Source organism: Flavobacterium sp. HBTb2-11-1 (genome assembly GCF_009826975.1).
Lineage (GTDB): Bacteria > Bacteroidota > Bacteroidia > Flavobacteriales > Flavobacteriaceae > Flavobacterium.
This window is the reverse complement of the sequence record NZ_WUMO01000001.1, coordinates 1,065,549-1,088,210: the sequence shown is the minus strand read 5'-3', so window position 1 is coordinate 1,088,210 and position 22,662 is coordinate 1,065,549. Positions and strand designations below refer to the sequence as shown.

The 22,662-nt window shown below is 35.0% G+C and carries 19 protein-coding genes and 4 tRNA genes; 1 reads left to right on the top strand and 22 read right to left on the bottom strand.

The features are described from left to right. Positions 1 to 5: 5 nt before the first annotated feature. From rpoC to GR162_RS04760, 18 genes are all read right to left on the bottom strand, one after another. Positions 6 to 4,313 carry a DNA-directed RNA polymerase subunit beta' gene (gene rpoC / locus GR162_RS04845; RefSeq protein ID WP_160781175.1) on the bottom strand — a complete coding sequence of 1,436 codons (4,308 nt, stop codon included), beginning with the start codon at positions 4,311 to 4,313 and terminating at the stop codon, positions 6 to 8. Positions 4,314 to 4,600: 287 nt separating this feature from the next. Beyond that, on the bottom strand, positions 4,601 to 8,413 hold the full coding sequence (gene rpoB / locus GR162_RS04840; protein ID WP_008466915.1) for a DNA-directed RNA polymerase subunit beta: 3,813 nt from the start codon (positions 8,411 to 8,413) through the stop codon (positions 4,601 to 4,603). Between the two features lie 268 nt (positions 8,414 to 8,681). Beyond that, a complete protein-coding gene (gene rplL / locus GR162_RS04835) occupies positions 8,682 to 9,053 on the bottom strand; it encodes a 50S ribosomal protein L7/L12 (protein WP_008466917.1) in 372 nt (123 codons plus the stop codon). 91 nt (positions 9,054 to 9,144) lie between these two features. Continuing rightward, positions 9,145 to 9,645 (bottom strand): 50S ribosomal protein L10, encoded by a 501-nt coding sequence (gene rplJ / locus GR162_RS04830; RefSeq protein ID WP_008466919.1) that lies wholly within the window; start codon positions 9,643 to 9,645, stop codon positions 9,145 to 9,147. A gap of 22 nt (positions 9,646 to 9,667) precedes the next feature. Continuing rightward, positions 9,668 to 10,357: a 50S ribosomal protein L1 gene (gene rplA, locus GR162_RS04825; RefSeq protein WP_008466920.1), complete on the bottom strand. Its 690-nt coding sequence runs from the start codon at positions 10,355 to 10,357 to the stop codon at positions 9,668 to 9,670. Between the two features lie 13 nt (positions 10,358 to 10,370). Continuing rightward, positions 10,371 to 10,808 carry a 50S ribosomal protein L11 gene (rplK, locus tag GR162_RS04820; RefSeq protein WP_008466923.1) on the bottom strand — a complete coding sequence of 146 codons (438 nt, stop codon included), beginning with the start codon at positions 10,806 to 10,808 and terminating at the stop codon, positions 10,371 to 10,373. 67 nt (positions 10,809 to 10,875) lie between these two features. After that, on the bottom strand, positions 10,876 to 11,427 hold the full coding sequence (gene nusG, locus GR162_RS04815; protein ID WP_008466925.1) for a transcription termination/antitermination protein NusG: 552 nt from the start codon (positions 11,425 to 11,427) through the stop codon (positions 10,876 to 10,878). Positions 11,428 to 11,437: 10 nt separating this feature from the next. Then, positions 11,438 to 11,635, bottom strand: a complete 198-nt coding sequence (gene secE / locus GR162_RS04810; protein WP_008466927.1) for a preprotein translocase subunit SecE — start codon at positions 11,633 to 11,635, stop codon at positions 11,438 to 11,440. A gap of 18 nt (positions 11,636 to 11,653) precedes the next feature. Then, a tRNA-Trp gene (locus GR162_RS04805) sits at positions 11,654 to 11,724 on the bottom strand. A gap of 55 nt (positions 11,725 to 11,779) precedes the next feature. Beyond that, the gene (gene tuf / locus GR162_RS04800) at positions 11,780 to 12,967 is read right to left on the bottom strand and encodes an elongation factor Tu (protein WP_008466928.1); all 1,188 of its coding nucleotides are present in this window, start codon (positions 12,965 to 12,967) and stop codon (positions 11,780 to 11,782) included. Positions 12,968 to 13,022: 55 nt separating this feature from the next. Further along, positions 13,023 to 13,094, bottom strand: a tRNA-Thr gene (locus tag GR162_RS04795). Positions 13,095 to 13,177: 83 nt separating this feature from the next. Beyond that, positions 13,178 to 13,258, bottom strand: a tRNA-Tyr gene (locus GR162_RS04790). Positions 13,259 to 13,316: 58 nt separating this feature from the next. After that, a tRNA-Thr gene (locus GR162_RS04785) sits at positions 13,317 to 13,390 on the bottom strand. A gap of 90 nt (positions 13,391 to 13,480) precedes the next feature. After that, positions 13,481 to 13,783: a ribosome hibernation-promoting factor, HPF/YfiA family gene (gene hpf, locus GR162_RS04780; RefSeq protein WP_008466930.1), complete on the bottom strand. Its 303-nt coding sequence runs from the start codon at positions 13,781 to 13,783 to the stop codon at positions 13,481 to 13,483. Between the two features lie 32 nt (positions 13,784 to 13,815). Beyond that, complete coding sequence (locus GR162_RS04775) at positions 13,816 to 14,709, bottom strand: tyrosine-type recombinase/integrase (RefSeq protein WP_160781174.1); 894 nt, start codon at positions 14,707 to 14,709, stop codon at positions 13,816 to 13,818. 89 nt (positions 14,710 to 14,798) lie between these two features. Continuing rightward, a complete protein-coding gene (gene rpsU / locus GR162_RS04770; RefSeq protein WP_008466933.1) occupies positions 14,799 to 14,993 on the bottom strand; it encodes a 30S ribosomal protein S21 in 195 nt (64 codons plus the stop codon). Between the two features lie 246 nt (positions 14,994 to 15,239). Further along, the gene (locus GR162_RS04765; RefSeq protein WP_119789461.1) at positions 15,240 to 16,379 is read right to left on the bottom strand and encodes an acyl-CoA dehydrogenase family protein; all 1,140 of its coding nucleotides are present in this window, start codon (positions 16,377 to 16,379) and stop codon (positions 15,240 to 15,242) included. A 13-nt stretch (positions 16,380 to 16,392) separates the two neighbouring features. Continuing rightward, complete coding sequence (locus GR162_RS04760) at positions 16,393 to 17,280, bottom strand: helix-hairpin-helix domain-containing protein (protein ID WP_160781173.1); 888 nt, start codon at positions 17,278 to 17,280, stop codon at positions 16,393 to 16,395. Positions 17,281 to 17,543: 263 nt separating this feature from the next. Between GR162_RS04760 and GR162_RS04755 the strand changes: the two genes are divergently transcribed. After that, on the top strand, positions 17,544 to 19,010 hold the full coding sequence (locus GR162_RS04755) for an APC family permease (RefSeq protein ID WP_066032589.1): 1,467 nt from the start codon (positions 17,544 to 17,546) through the stop codon (positions 19,008 to 19,010). A gap of 48 nt (positions 19,011 to 19,058) precedes the next feature. Here the strand turns inward: GR162_RS04755 and GR162_RS04750 are convergent, their stop codons facing one another. From GR162_RS04750 to GR162_RS04735, 4 genes are all read right to left on the bottom strand, one after another. After that, entirely contained in the window at positions 19,059 to 19,286 is a 228-nt protein-coding gene (locus tag GR162_RS04750; protein WP_008466940.1) for a PspC family transcriptional regulator, read from the bottom strand. A 66-nt stretch (positions 19,287 to 19,352) separates the two neighbouring features. Further along, positions 19,353 to 20,624: a DUF2851 family protein gene (locus tag GR162_RS04745; protein WP_160781172.1), complete on the bottom strand. Its 1,272-nt coding sequence runs from the start codon at positions 20,622 to 20,624 to the stop codon at positions 19,353 to 19,355. A 77-nt stretch (positions 20,625 to 20,701) separates the two neighbouring features. After that, positions 20,702 to 21,184: a 3'-5' exonuclease gene (locus GR162_RS04740; RefSeq protein WP_160781171.1), complete on the bottom strand. Its 483-nt coding sequence runs from the start codon at positions 21,182 to 21,184 to the stop codon at positions 20,702 to 20,704. A gap of 78 nt (positions 21,185 to 21,262) precedes the next feature. Further along, on the bottom strand, positions 21,263 to 22,624 hold the full coding sequence (locus GR162_RS04735) for a pyridoxal-phosphate dependent enzyme (RefSeq protein WP_160781170.1): 1,362 nt from the start codon (positions 22,622 to 22,624) through the stop codon (positions 21,263 to 21,265). Positions 22,625 to 22,662: the final 38 nt, after the last annotated feature.

Here is a 22,662-nt window from a genome sequence, read left to right as displayed (position 1 = left end):
CCTAATTAATAAATGTATTCTTCTTTATTAGCCATCATTTCATTGTAATCATCTTTAGATCCTACGATTGTGTTATCGTATTCTCTCATACCAGTTCCGGCAGGGATTCTGTGTCCAACAATTACGTTTTCTTTTAATCCTTCTAGATCATCTACTTTACCAGCTACTGCAGCTTCGTTAAGTACTTTCGTTGTCTCCTGGAATGAAGCCGCAGAAATGAATGATTTAGTTTGTAACGAAGCTCTTGTAATACCTTGTAGAACTGGCGTTGCAGTTGCAGTAATTACATCTCTTGCTACAACAAGATTTTTATCTGTACGTTTCAATAATGAATTTTCATCACGTAACTCACGAGGCGTAATGATCTGACCTGGTTTTAATACTGAAGAATCTCCAGCATCTTCAACCACTTTCATACCATATAATTTATCATTTTGAAGGATAAAGTCTTTAGTGTGGATCAATTGATCTTCTAAGAATAGAGTATCTCCTGGATCTTCAACTTTAACTTTACGCATCATTTGACGAATTACAACCTCGAAGTGTTTGTCATTGATTTTTACCCCTTGTAAACGGTAAACCTCTTGAATTTCATTTACCAAGTACTGTTGAACAGCAGCCGGACCTTGAATTCTTAAGATATCATCTGGCGTAATTGCACCATCAGACAATGGAACTCCCGCTCTTACGAAGTCATTTTCTTGTACTAAGATTTGGCTTGAAAGTTTCACTAGATACTTTTTAACCTCACCGAATTTAGACTCGATAACGATCTCACGGTTACCTCTCTTAATTTTACCGAATGATACAACACCGTCAATTTCAGATACAACTGCTGGGTTTGAAGGGTTACGAGCCTCAAGAAGCTCAGTAATTCTTGGTAAACCTCCCGTAATATCGCCCGCTTTAGAAGAACGACGTGGGATTTTTACTAATACTTTACCTGCTTTAATTTTCTCACCATTCTCAACCATTAAGTGTGCACCTACTGGTAAGTTGTATGAACGTATCAATTCACCTTCTTTACCATAAACTAATAAAGTTGGGATTAATTTTTTGTTTCTAGCCTCAGAAATTACTTTTTCTTGGAAACCAGTCTGCTCATCGATTTCAACCATGTATGATTGTCCTTGTTCTAAGTCTTCGTAAGCAATCTTACCTGTAAACTCAGAAACAATTACACCATTATATGGATCCCACTTACAGATTACAGTTCCTTTAGTAACTACATCTCCATCATTTACAAAAATACTAGATCCGTAAGGAATGTTATGTGTATTTAAAACAATTCCGGTTCCTTCGTCAATTAATTTCAACTCTGTAGAACGTGATACAACGATATCAACTTCGTTACCTTCACTATCTTCACCTTTAACTGTTTTTAAATCTTCGATTTCAAGTCTACCGTTGAATCTTGTAACAATACTAGACTCTTCAGAGATACCTCCAGCAACCCCTCCAACGTGGAACGTACGAAGTGTCAACTGTGTACCTGGCTCTCCAATAGACTGAGCTGCAATAACTCCGACAGCTTCACCTCTTTGTGTCATCTTACCAGTAGCTAAGTTTCTACCGTAACATTTAGCACAAATACCTTTTAAAGCTTCACAAGTTAATGGAGATCTAACTTCAACTTTCTCAATTGGAGACGCTTCGATAGTCTTAACAATTGATTCTGTAATTTGTTCTCCAGATCTAACCATAATCTCGTTAGTAAGAGGATTGATAACGTCTTGTAAAGCAACACGTCCTAAAATTCTCTCACCTAAAGATTCAACGATTTCCTCATTTTTCTTCAAGGCAGCAACTTCAACACCTCTTAAAGTTCCACAATCCTCGATGTTAACAATAACATCTTGAGAAACGTCATGAAGCCTTCTTGTTAAGTAACCAGCATCGGCTGTTTTAAGAGCCGTATCCGCAAGACCTTTACGAGCACCGTGAGTAGAAATGAAGTATTCAAGGATCGAAAGACCTTCCTTAAAGTTAGAAAGAATCGGGTTTTCAATAATCTCACCACCACCAGCAGTAGATTTTTTAGGCTTAGCCATCAAACCACGCATACCAGTTAACTGACGAATCTGCTCCTTAGACCCCCTCGCCCCAGAGTCAAGCATCATATATACAGAGTTGAAACCTTGTTGGTCTTCTCTAATATTTTTCATTGCTAACTCTGTCAACTGAGCATTTGCTGAAGTCCATACGTCAATAACTTGGTTGTAACGCTCGTTATTTGTGATAAGACCCATGTTATAGTTAGTTGAGATACCTTCAACTTGCTCTCTGGCATCTGCAATTAACTTTGTTTTTTGTTCTGGAATTCTAATATCACCTAAAGAGAATGATAAACCTCCTCTAAATGCGAATTTATACCCCATATCTTTCATATTATCCAAGAAAGCTGCCGTTGTAGGTACATCAGTCACACTTAAAATGTGTCCGATAATATCTCTAAGGTTTTTCTTAGTCAATACGTCATTGATATATCCAGCTGCTTCTGGTACTACTTCGTTAAATAATACACGTCCTGCAGTTGTCTGGATGATTTTGTACACTAACTCTCCGTTCTCATTAAAATCTTTTGCTCTAATTTTCACACGAGCATTCAATTCTAATCTTCCTTCGTTTAATGCAATGTTTACTTCTTCAGCAGAATAGAAAGTTAAATCTTGTCCGATAATTTTGTGATCTTCTGTAGAAATACGTTCTTTGGTCATATAGTATAGACCCAAGACCATGTCCTGAGAAGGTACAGTAATTGGAGCACCATTTGCAGGGTTCAAGATATTGTGAGAAGCCAACATTAATAATTGTGCCTCTAAAATAGCCTCTGGCCCTAATGGTAAGTGTACCGCCATCTGGTCACCATCGAAATCGGCGTTGAATGCCGTACATACTAATGGGTGTAACTGGATTGCTTTTCCTTCAATTAATTTTGGCTGGAAAGCCTGAATACCAAGTCTGTGCAAAGTAGGAGCACGGTTCAGTAATACTGGGTGTCCTTTAATTACGTTTTCAAGGATATCCCAAACTACAGGCTCTTTCTTATCAATGATTTTCTTAGCAGATTTTACTGTTTTTACAATACCTCTTTCGATCAATTTACGGATAACGAATGGTTTGTACAACTCAGAAGCCATATCTTTTGGCAATCCGCACTCATATAATTTTAACTCTGGACCAACGACGATTACCGAACGAGCAGAATAATCCACACGTTTTCCTAAAAGGTTTTGACGGAAACGTCCTTGTTTACCTTTTAAAGAGTCAGATAATGATTTTAATGGTCTGTTTGATTCTGTTTTAACAGCAGAAGCTTTACGTGTGTTATCGAATAATGAATCTACAGATTCTTGCAACATACGCTTCTCGTTTCTTAAGATCACTTCTGGAGCTTTAATCTCCATTAATCTTTTCAAACGGTTGTTACGGATGATTACACGACGATATAAATCGTTCAAATCTGAAGTTGCAAAACGACCTCCATCAAGTGGAACAAGCGGACGTAATTCTGGTGGGATAACTGGAACCACTTTCATGATCATCCATTCTGGACGGTTTTCGCGGTTTTCGTTAGACTCACGGAAAGACTCAACAACTTGCAATCTTTTTAAAGCTTCAGTTTTTCTTTGTTTAGAAGTCTCGTTGTTAGCACTGTGTCTTAATTCATAAGATAAAGCATCTAGGTCAATACGAGCTAATAAATCCATAATACACTCTGCTCCCATTTTGGCAACAAATTTATTAGGATCTAAATCGTCTAAATATTGGTTTTCTTGCGGAAGAGTATCTAAAATATTTAAGTATTCTTCTTCAGTTAAGAAATCTAATCTTTGTAATGATTCTCCATCTGCATTTTTAGCAATACCTGGCTGAATTACTACGTATCTTTCGTAGTAAATGATCATATCTAATTTCTTAGATGGAAGACCAAGGATATAACCAATTTTGTTTGGAAGAGATCTGAAGTACCAGATGTGAGCAATTGGCACAACAAGGTTGATGTGTCCTACTCTATCACGACGTACTTTTTTCTCAGTAACTTCAACACCACAACGGTCACAGATGATACCTTTGTAACGAATTCTTTTATACTTACCACAAGCACATTCAAAATCTTTTACTGGTCCGAAGATTCTTTCGCAGAAAAGTCCGTCACGCTCTGGTTTGTGAGTTCTATAGTTGATTGTTTCTGGCTTTAAAACCTCTCCTCTTGATTCTTTCAAGATAGATTCTGGTGAAGCCAATCCAATAGAGATTTTGTTAAATCTTTTTACTGGATTCTTATCTTTATTGTTTCTATTATTCATCATAGTTTTTACTATTGATTTACTGCTGTTAAAAATTGATTTTAGATTTCATAATCTCCATCTTTCAAAAATTGCTTTCAAAAGAGTTAAATCATCGCGCTTACCTCGGTTTACTTCTCTAAACCTCAAACTCTTATTTGAAGTGCTAGTTATAAAATGCCCTGCATTATTATAAAAAATCGGAACGGGTTACGGGTATAAATCTTAAAAACTTTAATATTATTAGTAATAGTCAGCAGTCTCAGTTTTCAGTGTTAACTGAATACTGAAACTGTGACTCAAAACTTTTATTATTCTTCCAAACGAAGATCTAATCCTAGACCTTTCAATTCGTGCATTAATACATTGAATGATTCTGGTAAACCTGGTTCTGGCATAGTTTCACCCTTAACGATAGCCTCGTAAGTTTTAGCTCTACCAATAACGTCATCAGACTTAACAGTTAAGATCTCACGTAGTGTACTAGAAGCTCCATAAGCCTCAAGTGCCCAAACCTCCATCTCTCCAAAACGCTGACCTCCAAATTGAGCTTTACCTCCAAGTGGCTGTTGCGTAATCAATGAGTATGGTCCAATAGAACGTGCGTGCATCTTATCATCAACCATGTGTCCTAATTTAAGCATGTAAATTACACCCACAGTCGCTTTTTGTGCAAAACGCTCTCCAGTACCACCATCATATAGGTAAGTATGTCCGAAACGCGGTACTCCAGCTTCATCAGTCAAAGCATTGATTTCGTCAAGAGAAGCTCCGTCGAAGATTGGAGTAGCAAATTTTCTACCCAAGTTCATACCAGCCCATCCTAATACTGTTTCATAAATTTGACCAATGTTCATACGTGAAGGTACCCCAAGTGGATTCAATACGATATCTACTGGTGTTCCATCTTCTAAGAAAGGCATATCTTCATGACGAACGATTCTAGCAACAATACCTTTGTTACCGTGACGACCCGCCATTTTATCACCCACTTTTAACTTACGTTTTTTAGCAATGTAAATCTTAGCTAATTTCAAAATTCCAGATGGTAATTCATCTCCAACTGTAATAGTGAATTTCTCTCTTCTTAAAGCTCCTTGTAAGTCGTTCAGCTTAATTTTATAGTTATGAATCAAATCATTAACCATTTTATTTGTAGCGTCATCAGCAACCCACTGACCTTTGCTTAAGTGAGCAAAATCCTCTACTGCGTAAAGCATTTTTTGAGTATATTTTTTACCTTTTGGTAAAACTTCTTCACCCAAATCATTCATTACACCTTGAGATGTTTTTCCGTTAACGATCAAGAATAATTTCTCTACTAATCTGTCTTTTAATTCAACAAATTTAGTTTCGAATTCCATTTCTAAAGCGCCTAAAGCATCTTTATCTTGAGTACGTTTACGTTTATCTTTTACGGCTCTTGCAAATAATTTTTTGTCAAGAACTACACCATGTAAAGATGGAGAAGCTTTTAATGAAGCATCTTTCACATCACCAGCTTTATCCCCGAAGATTGCACGAAGCAATTTCTCCTCTGGAGTTGGATCTGATTCTCCTTTTGGTGTAATTTTTCCGATCAAAATGTCGCCAGGCTTAACCTCTGCTCCAATTCTGATCATACCGTTTTCATCTAAATCTTTAGTAGCTTCTTCAGAAACGTTAGGAATATCGTTTGTCAACTCTTCATTTCCTAACTTAGTATCTCTAACCTCTAATGAATAATCATCAACGTGGATAGAAGTAAAAATATCATCACGAACTACTTTTTCAGAAATTACAATCGCATCCTCGAAGTTGTACCCTTTCCATGGCATGAACGCAACTTTTAAGTTTCTACCTAAAGCTAATTCTCCATTTTGAGTAGCATATCCTTCAGACAATACCTGACCAGGAACAACTCTATCACCTCTTCTTACGATTGGTTTCAAGTTGATACTTGTACCTTGATTGGTTTTTCTAAATTTAATTAAGTTGTACGTTTTCTCATCAGCATCAAAACTTACCATTCTCTCGTCTTCTGTACGATCGTATTTAATAGTAATGATATTAGCATCTACGTATTCAACAGTACCATGCCCTTCAGCATTGATCAAAACTCTTGAATCCGAAGCTACCTGACGCTCTAAACCTGTACCAACAATCGGTGCTTCAGGACGGATCAAAGGAACTGCCTGACGCATCATGTTTGATCCCATCAACGCACGGTTCGCATCATCATGCTCCAAGAATGGAATCAAAGATGCAGAAATCGAAGCGATCTGGTTAGGAGCAACGTCTGTATAATGTACTGAACTTGGTTCAACAACCGGGAAGTCACCCTCTTCACGAGCAATAACATTACTAGCTGTAATTTTACCTGAAGCATCCATCTCAATGTTTGCCTGAGCAATCATTTTTCCTTCTTCTTCTTCAGCACTTAAATAGATAGGTGCGCTTTCTAAATCAACAACACCATCTGTAACTTTACGGTATGGAGTTTCAATGAATCCCATTCCGTTAACTTTCGCATATACACCAAGAGATGAAATCAAACCAATGTTTGGCCCCTCAGGAGTTTCAATCGGACATAAACGACCATAGTGAGTATAGTGAACGTCACGAACCTCGAAACCAGCTCTTTCTCTCGAAAGTCCACCTGGCCCAAGTGCAGAAAGTCTTCTTTTGTGTGTAATCTCAGCTAATGGATTGGTTTGATCCATAAATTGAGATAACTGGTTAGTACCAAAGAAAGAGTTGATAACTGATGATAATGTTTTAGCATTAATCAAATCAATTGGTGTAAACACCTCGTTATCTCTAACGTTCATTCTCTCACGAATAGTTCTAGCCATACGTGCTAAACCAACACCGAATTGTTGAGACAATTGTTCACCAACTGTTCTAACACGACGGTTTGATAAGTGATCAATATCATCAATCTCTGCTTTAGAGTTGATCAACTCGATCAAATATTTAACGATTGTAATGATATCCTCTTTAGTAAGCACTTGCTTATCCATAGGGATATCTAAATCTAATTTTTTGTTCATTCTGTAACGACCAACTTCACCTAAGTTATAACGTTGGTCAGAGAAGAACAATTTATCTATAATACCACGAGCAGTTTCTTCATCAGGCGGTTCAGCGTTACGCAACTGACGGTAGATGTGCTCTACAGCTTCTTTTTCAGAGTTAGTTGGATCTTTTTGTAACGTGTTGTGGATAATAGCATAATCTGCTTGATTGTTATCCTCTTTATGTAACAAAATAGATTTTACATTAGAATCGATGATCTCTTCAACATTATCTTTGTCGATAATAGTATCACGATCAAGGATGATTTCGTTACGCTCGATAGAAACTACCTCTCCAGTATCCTCATCTACGAAATCCTCGTGCCATGTGTTCAAAACACGCGCAGCAAGTCTTCTTCCAATATATTTCTTAATTCCTGTTTTAGAAACTTTAATTTCTTCTGCTAAGTCGAAAATCTCTAAGATATCCTTATCTCTCTCGAAACCGATAGCACGGAATAAAGTTGTTACAGGTAATTTTTTCTTTCTATCGATATACGCGTACATTACGCTGTTAATATCAGTAGAGAATTCTATCCAAGATCCTTTAAAAGGAATTACTCTCGCAGAATAAAGTTTAGTTCCATTTGCGTGGAATGACTGTCCAAAGAAAACCCCTGGAGAACGGTGTAATTGAGATACTACAACACGCTCGGCACCATTAATAACAAAAGTACCACTAGGAGTCATGTAAGGAATTGTTCCAAGATAAACGTCTTGTACAATTGTTTCAAAATCTTCGTGTTCTGGATCTGTACAATATAGTTTTAACCTAGCTTTCAAAGGCACACTATAAGTAAGACCTCTCTCTATACATTCTTGAATTGTATAACGTGGCGGATCAACAAAATAATCTAGGAATTCCAATACAAAGTTATTTCTTGTATCTGTAATTGGGAAGTTTTCCATGAAGGTATTGTATAACCCTTCGTTGCCTCTTTCGTCAGATTTCGTTTCTAATTGAAAGAAATCTTTAAAAGATTTAACCTGAACATCCAAGAAGTCCGGATAGTCAGGGATATTTTTTGTAGAGGCAAAATTCAATCTTTCAGTCTGATTTGTTATCATCAATGGACAAAATTTTGATTAAAAAAAAGTAATTTATTTTTGTGTAAATACACATTGTTTAATCTATACTTTCTTATTATAATCAATACATCTTTAAAAATAGGACCGCAAAAATGGGCTCAATTTTCTTTCTTCGTATTGATCAAAAACTTTTTCGTATTTTAAACTATGGGATAATAAAATTTGATAATATTTTATTATACGAAAAATGGTTTAGGCCTTTGAGTGTTAACTCAAGACCTAAACCTAGTTCTTAAACTGAGTTTAATTATTTAAGCTCAACAGTAGCTCCAGCCTCTTCTAAAGATTTTTTAAGACCTTCAGCCTCTTCTTTAGAAACACCTTCTTTAACGTTGCTTGGTGCACCGTCTACTACATCTTTAGCTTCTTTAAGACCTAAACCAGTTAATTCTTTAACTAATTTTACAACAGCTAATTTAGAAGCTCCTGCATCTTTCAATACAACTGTAAATTCAGTTTGTGCTTCTTCAGCAGCACCGTCTCCTCCACCAGCAGCAACTACTACAGCAGCAGCAGCAGGCTCGATTCCGTACTCATCTTTTAATATTGTTGCTAATTCGTTAACTTCTTTAACTGTTAAGTTAACTAATTGTTCTGCGAATTGTTTCAAATCTGCCATTTTTTCTATCGTTTAAAATGATTTGTGTAAAAATATAATTTAATTATTGTGCGCTAATTAAGCAGCAAGGAAGCAAGCCTCCCTACATTTATTACTCTGCTCCTTCTTCGCTTCCAGCGAATTTGTTTTGTAAAGCAGAAATAATTCTTTGAGCTGGAGATTGTAATAATCCAATGATTTCTCCAATAAGCTCTTCCTTAGATTTAATTGTAGCTAATGTATCTAATTGGTTATCCCCAATATATACTTCAGAATTGATGTAAGCTCCTTTTAAAACTGGTTTATCAGATTTCTTACGGAAATCTTTGATAATTTTTCCAGGTGCATTAGCAACATCAGAAATGAAGATAGCACTATTACCTGATAAAACTGTAGGTAAATCACCATAATCATTAGAAGAAGCTTCCATTGCTTTTGCAAGCAAAGTGTTTTTTACAACCTCTAATTTGATACCTGCTTTGAAACAAGCTCTACGTAAGCTTGAAGTTGTCTCTGCGTTTAAACCAGAAATATCAGAAATGTAAATGATATTTGTACCAGCTAACTGCGCAGTTAAATTTTCAATCGCGATTGATTTTTCTTCTCTAGTCATACTAAAAATTTTTAACTACCAATTATACTGCTTTTGGGTCTAATGCGATAGCAGGACTCATTGTGCTTGTAAGGTGAATACCTTTAATGTATGTACCTTTAGCAGCAGTTGGTTTAAGTTTTATTAATGTTTGAATAATTTCGTGTGCGTTCTCAACGATTTGCTCAGCTCCGAAAGAAACTTTACCAATACCAGCGTGAACGATACCAGTTTTATCAACTTTAAAGTCAATTTTACCAGCTTTAACTTCTTGAACAGCTTTAGCAACATCCATAGTTACAGTACCTGTTTTAGGGTTTGGCATTAAACCTCTAGGTCCTAAAATACGACCTAATGGACCTAATTTACCCATAACAGCAGGCATAGTAATGATCACATCAACATCTGTCCAACCGTCTTTAATTTTTTGTAAGTAATCGTCAAGACCAACGTGATCTGCTCCAGCTTCTCTTGCTTCAGCTTCTTTATCTGGAGTAACCAATGCTAATACTTTAACGTCTTTTCCTGTTCCGTGAGGTAAAGTAACTACACCTCTAACCATTTGATTCGCTTTTCTTGGATCAACACCCAAACGAACTGCGATATCAACAGACTCATCAAATTTTGCAGAAGCAACAACTTTAATTAATGCAGCAGCATCTTTTAAAGAGTATAATTTGTTCTTTTCAATTTTTGAAGCAGCCTCTTTTTGCTTTTTTGTTAATTTTGCCATTTCTTTTTCTTAATTAAAAAGGAGCATCTCCTGATACAGTTATACCCATAGATCTAGCTGTCCCAGCAACCATACTCATAGCTTTCTCGATTGTGAAAGCGTTTAAGTCTGGCATTTTGTCTTCAGCAATAGTTCTAATTTGTTCCCAAGTAACGCTAGCTACTTTTTTACGATTAGGCTCACCAGAACCAGATTTTAGCTTCGCAGCTTCCATTAACTGAACTGCTGCTGGAGGAGTCTTAACAACAAAATCAAATGATTTGTCTTTGTACACAGTGATTTGCACTGGACAAATTTTGCCAGGTTTATCTTGAGTTCTAGCATTAAATTGCTTACAAAACTCCATGATGTTAACCCCAGCAGCTCCTAAAGCAGGTCCAACCGGTGGCGACGGGTTCGCAGCACCTCCCTTAACTTGTAGTTTAACTACCTTACTAATTTCTTTAGCCATTTTTAAAAAATTTAACACTGTAATCTATGGAAGCGATTACAATGGTTTATTATAGTGTAACAAAAAATTATACTTTTTCTACTTGCATAAAGCTTAATTCTAATGGAGTTTTTCTTCCGAAAATCTTAACCATTACTTCAAGCTTACGCTTCTCTTCATTGATTTTTTCAACAGATCCATTAAATCCATTGAAAGGTCCATCAATAACCTTAACCGTTTCACCAACACTAAATGGAATAGAACGGGTATCTGTATTAACAGCCAATTCATCCACTTTCCCTAACATACGGTTTACTTCAGAAAGCCTCAAAGGAACTGGTTCCCCGCCTTTAGTCTCTCCCAAAAATCCAATAACACTAGTAATTGACTTAATAATATGAGGAATCTCACCAACCAAGTTAGCTTCGATCATAACATATCCAGGAAAATATACTTTATCCTTAGATGATTTTTTCCCATCTTTTACAGTAACTACTTTTTCAGTAGGAACTAAAACTTGAGAAACATAATCCTCCATACCTAATCTCGCAATCTCAGTCTCGATATAAGCTTTCACTTTATTTTCTTGACCACTAACCGCTCTAACTACGTACCATTTTTTCACATTATTATCTGCCATCACAAAAAAATTATCCTTTTAACCAGTTAAAAAATCCAGCCAAAGCTTTTGCAAAAAATTCGTCTACTCCCCAAGTTGCCAAAGCGAATAAAATCGAAAATACAGCCACAACAATTGTCAATTTTTGTACTTCAGCCCAAGCTGGCCAAGTAACATTTGACTTTAACTCTTCGAAAGCCTCTGATAAATAATTAGTAACTTTTGTCATTTGATATATTTTTTATTGCACGGGCGGAGGGATTCGAACCCCCATCAACGGTTTTGGAGACCGCTATTCTACCCTTGAACTACGCCCGTAATTAAAGCCAGTGATTAAAAAATAATCACTGGCTTTTTATTTATTTTAATAGAATTACTCTACGATTTCAGTAACTTGACCAGCACCAACTGTTCTACCACCTTCACGGATAGCGAAACGTAAACCTACGTTCATAGCGATTGGGCTTAATAAAGCAACTTCAATAGTTAAGTTATCACCTGGCATTACCATCTCTACACCTGCTGGTAAAGTAATAACTCCTGTTACGTCAGTTGTACGTACGTAGAACTGTGGACGGTAGTTATTGTGGAATGGAGTGTGACGTCCACCTTCTTCTTTTTTCAAGATATAAACCTCAGCTTTGAATTTAGAGTGTGGTTTTACTGAACCTGGCTTAATGATAACCATACCTCTTTTGATGTCTGATTTATCAATACCTCTTAACAATAAACCTACGTTATCTCCAGCCTCACCTCTATCAAGGATTTTACGGAACATCTCAACTCCTGTAATAGTAGAAGTTAATTTTTCAGCTCCCATACCAATGATTTCAACAGGATCTCCAGTGTTAGCAACTCCAGTTTCGATACGACCTGTAGCAACAGTTCCACGACCTGTAATTGTAAATACATCCTCAACTGGCATCAAGAATGGTTTAGCTACGTCACGTACTGGCTCTTCGATCCAGTTGTCAACAGCCTCCATTAATTCGATAATTTTAGGTACCCAGTTTGGATCATTGTTTAATCCTCCTAAAGCAGAACCTTGAACTACAGGACCATTATCTCCATCATATTCGTAGAAAGATAATAAATCTCTAATTTCCATTTCAACAAGCTCTAACAACTCAGCATCATCAACCATATCCACTTTGTTCATGAAAACAACGATTCTTGGAATACCAACCTGACGTCCTAAAAGGATGTGCTCACGAGTTTGTGGCATTGGACCATCTGTAGCAGCAACTACTAAGATAGCTCCGTCCATTTGAGCAGCTCCAGTAACCATGTTCTTTACGTAATCCGCGTGACCTGGACAGTCAACGTGAGCGTAGTGACGGTTAGCTGTTTCATACTCTACGTGAGATGTATTGATAGTAATACCTCTTTCTTTCTCCTCTGGAGCGTTATCGATTTGATCAAACGATTTTGCTTGACAGTAACCAGCATCTGACAATACTTTTGTAATTGCAGCAGTTAATGTAGTTTTTCCGTGATCTACGTGTCCAATTGTACCTATGTTTAAGTGCGGTTTGGAACGATTAAAATTCTCCTTTGCCATTTTACTTAATTTTTAATCTTAGTTATATATTAATTTTCAATTTCCTACTTACTTGAGCCAATGTCGGGATTTGAACCCGAGACCTCTTCCTTACCAAGGAAGCACTCTACCCCTGAGCTACACCGGCAGAGAGTTCTGATTTTAGATTTTTGAATTTAGATTTTAGATTTTTAAAAATCTAAAACCCAAAACCTTAACCTCTTTTTTTTGTGGGGAGAGCAGGATTCGAACCTGCGAAGTTTTCACAGCAGATTTACAGTCTGCCCTCGTTGGCCGCTTGAGTATCTCCCCTAGTTTTTAAAATTCCAATATTTTAAAGAACCAATCCAAATCGCATTTGAATTTATTGAGCCGATAGAGGGACTCGAACCCACGACCTGCTGATTACAAATCAGCTGCTCTAGCCAGCTGAGCTACATCGGCGAATACATTAAAAAAGTCCGCTATTTCTAACGGACTGCAAATGTAGCTATTTTATCTTTTAATCAAAACATTTTTCGAAAAAAATTTCAATTAAATGTGCGCTCTTATTTTTTCCTTCCTTTTTACAAGCAAACGTTCTAATGACTCTGCAGAAAGCTCAACCGCTTCTTCAAATGTTTTACACTGTTTTTTCACCAAAAAATCATCACCAGGAACATTAATCTTTATCTCCACCACCTTATTCTCTTTATCACTTGTTCTTTCTACTTTTAAAAAAACATCTGATGAAACCACTCGATCGTAGTATTTCTCTAGCTTACCCATTCTTTCTTGGATAAAATCGACCAATTTTCTGTCGACAGTAAAATTAACTGCATGAACATCTACCTTCATAATAAAAATTTTAGGATTAACATTTAGAACTGCTATTTACTTCTTGGATGTGCACCTTTATATACTTTTTTAAGTTCCGCAAGACTATTATGAGTATAAACTTGTGTAGATGCCAAACTAGAATGCCCCAGCAATTCCTTAACTGAATTCAAATCTGCCCCATTATTTAAAAGGTGTGTTGCAAAAGTATGGCGAAGCACATGCGGACTTTTTTTTACCTTTTCTGAGACCCTACTAAAGTATGAATTTATTAAACGATAAACAAAAGATTCGCTCAATTTTAACCCTTTTTTCGAAACAAAAAAATAGTCCGAATCAACCAAACTTCCTAAACCATCCCTTTCCTTTATATATAAATCAATTTGACCGCCAATAATCGGCAAGATAGGAATAATGCGTTCTTTATTTCTTTTCCCTAAAACTTTAATTGTATTACTTGAACGATCAACATTTCTAACCATTAAATGAATCAATTCAGCCCGACGCATTCCTGTAACATAAAACATCTCTACAATAAGCCTATCCCGAATCTCTTCAAAACCGACAGGAGCTTCCATTACATCCAGCAAATCCTTTAATTCTTTTTCCGAAAAAGGAATCTGAACTACTTTTGGAGTTTTCAAAGACTTATGCTTCAGCATCGGATTAACCTCAATCTGCTTTGACTTTAAAAGAAACTTATAAAAAGCCTTCAAGGAAGCCATTTTTCTATTTATAGAAACGTTTGAAATATTTTGATCCACTAAAAAAACGATCCAGCTTCTCACCTGACTATAATTTACCAAATCAATACTTTCCTGCTCAAAAGATTCTTTTACAAAAGACTCAAAAGAAACTATATCATTCAAATAAGCACCAACAGTATGCGGAGAATATTTTTTTTCCAACAAAAGATAATCCGAAAAAGCCTCTTTATTTGTTTTCATAAAATCTTAAATTTAAGCATAAAAAAACCGTTAGCATCAAAATTAAAACATTTTGACCACTAACGGTGATTATTTTCGAAAAGCTGATATTAACTTTCTAAACTGTCTTTCAAGCTTTGAATGTAAGCCGCTTTTTGGATTTGAGCTCTTTTGATAACAGAAGGCTTAATAAAAGCAGTACGTGCTCTTAATTGACGAACAGTTCCTGTTTTATCAAATTTTCTTTTATAGCGCTTTAATGCTCTATCGATATTTTCTCCGTCTTTAATTGGTATAATTAACATAATATAGACACCTCCTTTCGTTAAGGCTGCAAATGTATGTATTAATTATTAATTATGAATTATAAATTTTGAATTATTTTCAAAAATTTCTTATTTTGTGTATGCGTGAGGGATTGCAATGGAAATCCTTTTTGTTTTTTCTTTAAAAACAAAAAGATTGGAATGAAAAGCCCGACCCTAAAAACAAAAGCCTCTCTGCGCTTGCTAAATGGCTTTTGTTTTTAGGGGCACGCCCAAAATAAGCTACTATTTTAATAAGTTTCTAGAAATAACGAGCTTTTGGATTTCTGTTGTTCCCTCTCCTATAGTACATAATTTAGAATCTCTATAGAATTTTTCTACTGGAAAATCTTTAGTGTAGCCATAACCGCCATGAATCTGAACGGCATCATTTGCAATTTTAACACATGCTTCTGATGCATACATTTTTGCCATTGCACCTAATGTTGTTACAGGTTTATGTTGTTGCTTTAAATAGGCGGCTTTATGCAAAAGCAATTCTGACGCTTCAATTTCTGTTGCCATATCTGCTAACTTAAAGGAGATTCCTTGAAAATTACTGATTGGCTGTCCAAATTGATGTCTTTCTTTTGAATATTTCAATGCCGCTTCATACGCCCCTTTTGCAATTCCTAAAGACAGTGCTCCAATAGAAATTCTTCCTCCGTCAAGAATTTTCATAGCCTGCACGAAACCTTGTCCGACTTCCCCCAATCTATTTGCATCAGGAACACGACAGCTATCAAAAACCAATTCAGCTGTTTCACTAGCTCTCATTCCTAATTTATTTTCTTTTTTACCAGACGAGAACCCTTTCATGCCTTTCTCAAAGACAAAAGCCGTCATTCCTTTAGAATCGCCTTTTTCTCCGGTACGAACAATCACAACGGCAATGTCTCCAGATATACCATGAGTAATAAAGTTTTTCGCACCATTGACAATCCAATGATCGCCATCTTTTACAGCGGTTGTATTCATTCCTCCAGCATCAGAACCTGTATTATGCTCTGTCAATCCCCATGCTCCTATATATTCTGCTGTAGCCAATTTTGGCAACCATTTTTTCTTTTGCTCTTCGTTTCCGAAAGTTAAGATATGATTCGTACATAAAGAATTATGCGCCGCAACAGATAATCCAATTGAAGGGTCTACTTTTGAAATTTCTTCAATTACTGTGACATATTCATGATAACCCAAACCTGATCCTCCGTATTCTTCAGGAACCAAAACTCCCATGAAGCCCATTTCTCCAAGTTTTTTAAATAAAGGAATCGGGAAAATTTGTTCTTCGTCCCATTCCATTATATAAGGTCTAATATTTTTTTCTGCAAAGTCTTTTATAGACTGTGCAATCATTATCTGCGTTTCGTTGTAATCAAAGTTCATGAGTTAGTTTCTTTTAGAACTCCAAATATAAACTAATTATTTTTGCTTTTTCAACAGGAAAATCTTTAATTTTTGCTAAATCCTCAATATTATTAAAATTTCCATTCATGCTTCTATACGTTACGATTTGCTTTGCGAGTCCATATTTAAAATATGAAAATTGAGCTAATTCTTTTAATGACGCCTCGTTTACGTTTATTTTCTTCATAGTTGGCGGAATCACAACCTTAAAATGGTTATTCAACTCATTTATAACTTCAGGCGAAAGTCCCCAAATATCTTTCATCTGATCCATAGAAACAAAGGAGCCTAGAATTTCTTTTTGCTTAAGTATTCTGGACGACAACCCTTCTCCTATTCCATAAATTTTCATTAAATCTTCCTGAGTAGCCTGATTAATATCTAAAATTGTAATCTTTTCTTTTTTTGGAAAACTTTTTATGCTGAAATCTTTTTTCTCACTACTATAAATAGGTTTATTCTGTTTCCAATCTGGAAATTTAAACAAAGGAGAAATTTTATTTAGTAGAGAATCTGAAATCCCAGTAACTTTTTGAAACTCTTCTGCAGAATTTACATATTTATTCTCCTTTCTAAATGCCACTAAACGATCAATTTCTTCAACCGACATCCCTAGTTTATATCCTTTATAATCAGAAATAAAATTAGGATTAAAAAGATAATTAGATGGTTTTGCATTTTTATCTATCAATTTCTTCTGATCAATTTCTGATTGAAGTGCAAGCCACTGTTCTTTTTCTGTATTCTTAATTTCTAAAATATTAAAATCAGATAATAAATAAAACATCTGTAATCCTATCATAATAATAAAGAGAATAAAAATACCAATGCGTTGCTGTTTTGTAAAATAAAAATACTTGTTTAGAGGCTTAAAATTCATGTTTAAAAATACTTTTTAAGAATAAGTTAAGAAAAATCTCTCAAATTTATTAAGAAAATTAGTAAGAAAAGTAGTTTTCAAAAAATTATCGAATCTTTTGTAAAAGGCCAATTAATTTAATGAATGTCAATACTTAAAGAATCTTTCTTACGACAACTGTAAAAAAAACAAAGATTTTATAACTTAAAACATGATAATTGTTTTTATTTTTTACAAAAAACAATACATTTGGCACTTAATAACAAATAAACCAATAAAATAATATGTCAATTTGGAGAGTTAAACCTATATCAGCCTTTGAGGCCGATATGAAAAAAAGTGATTTAAAAAGAGTCCTAGGAAAATGGAGTCTTACTGCGATTGGTGTTGGTGCCATTATCGGCGGTGGAATTTTTGTACTTACAGGTACTGGGGCTTATTATCATGCCGGTCCAGCATTAGCAATTTCGTTTATCATCGCAGGTATTGCGTGTGTTTTTGCGGCTCTTTGCTATTCTGAATTTGCTTCTATTTTACCTGTTGAAGGATCTGCTTATGCGTATGCTTATGGTACTATAGGAGAAATTTTTGCCTGGATAATTGGGTGGGGATTAATTCTCGAATATGCAATGGGGTCTATGACGGTAGCAGTTTCCTGGTCTGGATACTTTAATAAATTACTGAAATTATTTCATATAAAACTCCCTGAATGGCTTACAACAGATCCTGCAAGTTATACTGGCGAAGGTTTCTCAATGAATCTTCCTGCTTTCTTAATCGTTATCTTAGTTATCTCATTACTTATTAAAGGAACAAAAAGTGCCGCAAAAGCAAACAATGCTATTGTTATCCTTAAAGTTTCTGCAGTAATCTTTGTAATTGTTGCTGGTCTTTTCTTCATCAATACTGCAAACTGGAGCCCATTTATTCCTGAAGCAACTCAGATCGTTGAAAAAGAAACTACGCACAATGCTTACGGAATTGGAGGTATCATTTCTGGAGCCGCTGCAATTTTCTTTGCTTATGTTGGTTTTGATGCCGTTTCTACACAAGCTGGAGAGGCTATTAATCCTAAAAAAGACGTTCCGTTTGCAATTATTGCTTCATTATTGATTTGTACAACTTTATATATTCTTGTTTCTTTAGTATTAACAGGAATGATGAACTACCAAGATTTTAACCCGCTAGGAAAATATCCTGAAGCTATTAAAGCTCCTGTTGCTTATGCTTTTGATATCGCTGGACAGGGTTGGGCTGGCTTTATTATTACTGTTGCAGCTACTATTGGTTTAGTTTCGGTATTAATGGTAATGATTATGGGACAATCTAGAATTTTCTTAGGAATGTCTAAAGACGGTTTAATTCCACAAGTTTTCTCTAAAGTAAACCCTATTTCTGGAACTCCAAAAACAAACTTAATGATTCTTGGAGCTATTATTGCAACGGTTGCTGCTTTTACTCCAATCAATAAATTAGCTGATATGACAAGTTTTGGTACTTTATTCGCCTTTACAATGGTTTGTATCGCTGTTTGGATTTTAAGAGTAAAACAACCTGGATTAAACAGGACTTTTAAAGTTCCTGCTTTACCAATTATTGCGGTATTAGGAATTGCAATTAATAGCTACTTAATTTTCAATTTGAGTAAAGATGCTCAATTATTATCTCTTGGATGGCTTGTTCTTGGAATAGTTGTATATTTTGGATACAGCAAAAAGAGATCAAGACTTAATGATGGTACTGAAGAATAATAAAATATCACTTCATAAAAAAGCTCCAAATTTAATTTGGAGTTTTTTTTATAAATCAAATACTGATGTTCTTTTTGAACGGATTAAATCTTTCAGTCTAATCCAAAAAGCAAGTGTTAAATAGACTCCAAAGCCTAAACCTGCTGTAACAAAAGAAATGTAGATAAAAAACAGTCTTACACTTGTTACGCGCATTCCGAGTTTATCTGCTAATCTTGAAGAAACATGAAAACCATATTTTTCAAAAAAGAATTTAAGTTTTAAAATTGCTGACATCTCTTTTAGATTTATGACTTTAGATTTTAGATTCTGATTGTTCGCGATTACAAAAGTACAAATTATCTAATTATTTTTGAGTAGTTCTAATCCGATAGCACATTTTAAGCATGCTTTACGCTCACAGTATTCATTTTTAAGTTCGAGCAAGGCTTGACTTTCAAATGCGGATTGAGACTTTATTCCAAACGAATTAAACTTGTCAATAATCGCGTTTTTCTCTGAGTCAACTTCATTTATAAAGTCAATCAAATCTTCGGCAATTGATTCGCCCCTTATATTAGAATAAGCAAATTGAAGCGGGATTATAGTATTAATTACCACTAAATCTATAAATGGCTTAGAAAGCATTTTAGATTTATTTGGACTTTCTTTATCAAATTGATAATGGTTTTGCCAATATGAACTTGCAGAAATATTCAGCAAACGATACACTTCGCCAATAGATTTCAAATCAATTATTTTTGAAAATAAGTTTTGATGCCTATGATATAAAGATGCTAACTGAGAAAGTCTAATAGTAGGGAAATTATCTGGACGAAGCTTAAAAAATTGAAGAGGATCTGCATAAATCTTTTCTATTTGATATTTATGCAATAAATAGAAGTAGCGAAACTTTAAATCTTTATAATAAACATCTTCTTTCTCTGTTTCCAATAATCCTGAAGTTCCAAAAAGGAGCGCTTCAAGATTTTCGACTTCAAAACTTTCTTTTCTAATTACTGAAAAAGGAATTGCTTTTGATATCTGCAAAAAGGAATTTCCGTTGGTATTTAAACCAAAATTTTTCGCTAGAAGACAAAACAAGACAGCTTCCCAATCTTGATTCGTTTCTTCTAATAATTGATCTATAAACTTTGATTTTCGCTCTAAACGTTCAAAAAATAATCTTTCCTGCCAATTCTTAAACACAAACCTGTCAATTTCTTTTAATTGCCTTTCACAAGAAATCCATGTTTTTGGAGAAACCAAAGCATTATAATTATCAATAATTTCTTTTGAAACATAATCTTTAAGCACTAGAACGGGTATCTCTGTATTGTCTTCTCTAAAAATGGCCGTATCATTTTCCCACACAACATGAAGAATCACATTTTTATAAGCGGCATCTTTTTCATGATTATGCAAATACCAGTCTGAAGATTTTAAATGAATCTCTACATTACCAGCCCACTTCTGATTTCCGATTTCTATATGAGCATTAAAAAAATCAGGCCCAGCAAGCTCCAAATAATCGCCTGTTTTAATGATGGTTATTTCTTCTCCTTGAACAGATTTTAAATTCAAGCCATCAAACTTCTTGAATTTCCAGAGATAATGAAGGAAGTCTTCTTTCATTTTAGATTTTTATAGTGTAATTACAAAATCTAAAAGTAATTAAATTTTAATACTATTCTTACAAATATTTGAATTATTTAGCGAAGCATATATAATTTAGCACAGGCTCTTGCATCTGACAATGCCTCATGGTGATTGAGATGAATATTCATTTCGCGGCAGCAATCACTCAATTTGGTTGGCTTTATTCCTTTTGCTTTGTAGATTTTAACCGTGCATTCCCATTTTGCAGCAATGTTTAAATCATCATAATTTAGGCCATGAAGCAACATGGTTTTCATCAAAACATTCCGGTCAAAACTTTCATTATGCGCTACTACAACTCTGTTTTTTAACCTCTTTTCAATTTCAGGATAGATTTGGAAGAAAGATTTTGCATTAATGGTATCTTTCGGGTAAATTCCGTGAACACGAATTGTAAAAGGATTGTATTCGTTGTTTGGCGGTTTAATTAATGATACATACTCGTCTACAATAACTCCATTTTCGACCGTAACAATTCCTACCGAACACGGATGATAGCCAGTTGCCGTTTCAAAATCAATAGCAGTAAAATTCATATTCTATTTTTAAAAGACAAATCCATAAACCTTATCGTAAAACAATTAGGCTTATGGATTGTCATTATTTATAAAGGCTTATTTTATTGAACCAATAATATCATATTTAGTAATAATGTGATGATGTCCGTTTCCTAAATCAACTAAAACAGCATCATTTTCTTTTGTAAAAAGTTTTGAAACCTCTTCGATCGGAGTTCCTAATTTTACAATCGGAAAAGGTTTACCCATTACTTCTTTAATTGGTTTTTCGGCAACATTTTTATCAGCAACATAACTTCTAAATAAATCTGTTTCATCTACAGAACCAACAAAGCCGTTAATGTCAACAACCGGAATCTGCGAAATTTTATATTTACGCATACGCTCAATGGCGTGTGAAACTAATTCCTCAGTACGCACTACAATCAGTTCCTTATCAATATGATCTTTGATAACGTCTTCTGCTTTTGTTACATTTTCTTCTAAGAATCCTCGCTCACGCATCCAATCATCGTTGAACATTTTACCAACATAACGGCTTCCAGAATCGTGAAATAATACCACAACAACATCATCTGGTTTGAAATGCTCTTTCAATTGCAATAAACCTTTTATACAAGCTCCTGCAGAGTTTCCAACAAAGATACCTTCCTCAAGTGCAATCTTTCTAGTATAAACAGCAGCATCTTTGTCGGTTACTTTTGTAAAACCATCAATTAGAGAGAAGTCAACATTTTTAGGAAGAATATCTTCTCCAATACCTTCTGTAATGTAAGAGTAGATTTCGTTTTCATCGAAGATTCCAGTTTCGTGGTACTTTTTGAAAACCGAACCATATGTATCGATTCCCCAAATTTTAATATTTGGATTTTGCTCTTTCAAGTATTTTCCAACTCCAGAGATAGTTCCTCCCGTTCCAACTCCCACAACAAAATGCGTGATTTTCCCATCTGTCTGTTTCCATATTTCAGGTCCGGTCTGTTCATAATGTGCCAACGAATTTGACATATTATCGTATTGATTTACATACCAAGAATTCGGGGTTTCTTCTGCTAAACGCTTTGAAACCGAATAGTAAGAACGCGGATCTGTAGGCTCAACATCAGTAGGACAAACGACAACTTTTGCTCCAACAGCGCGAAGAATATCCATTTTTTCTTTAGACTGTTTATCTGAGATTACACAAATTAATTTGTATCCCTTTACAATTGCAACAAGTGCAAGTCCCATTCCTGTATTTCCTGAAGTCCCTTCAATGATAGTTCCTCCAGGTTTTAGTCTGCCATCTGCCTCTGCATCTTCAATCATTTTTACGGCCATTCTATCTTTTACAGAATTACCAGGATTAAAGGTTTCGACTTTTGCCAATACTAACGCATCAATTTCAGCAACAATTTTGTTGAGTTTTACCAATGGTGTATTACCAATTGTTTCTAAAATATTATTTGAAAAGTCCATTTTTATTTAAGTTTATTAGTGGTTCTAAATAAAAAGTA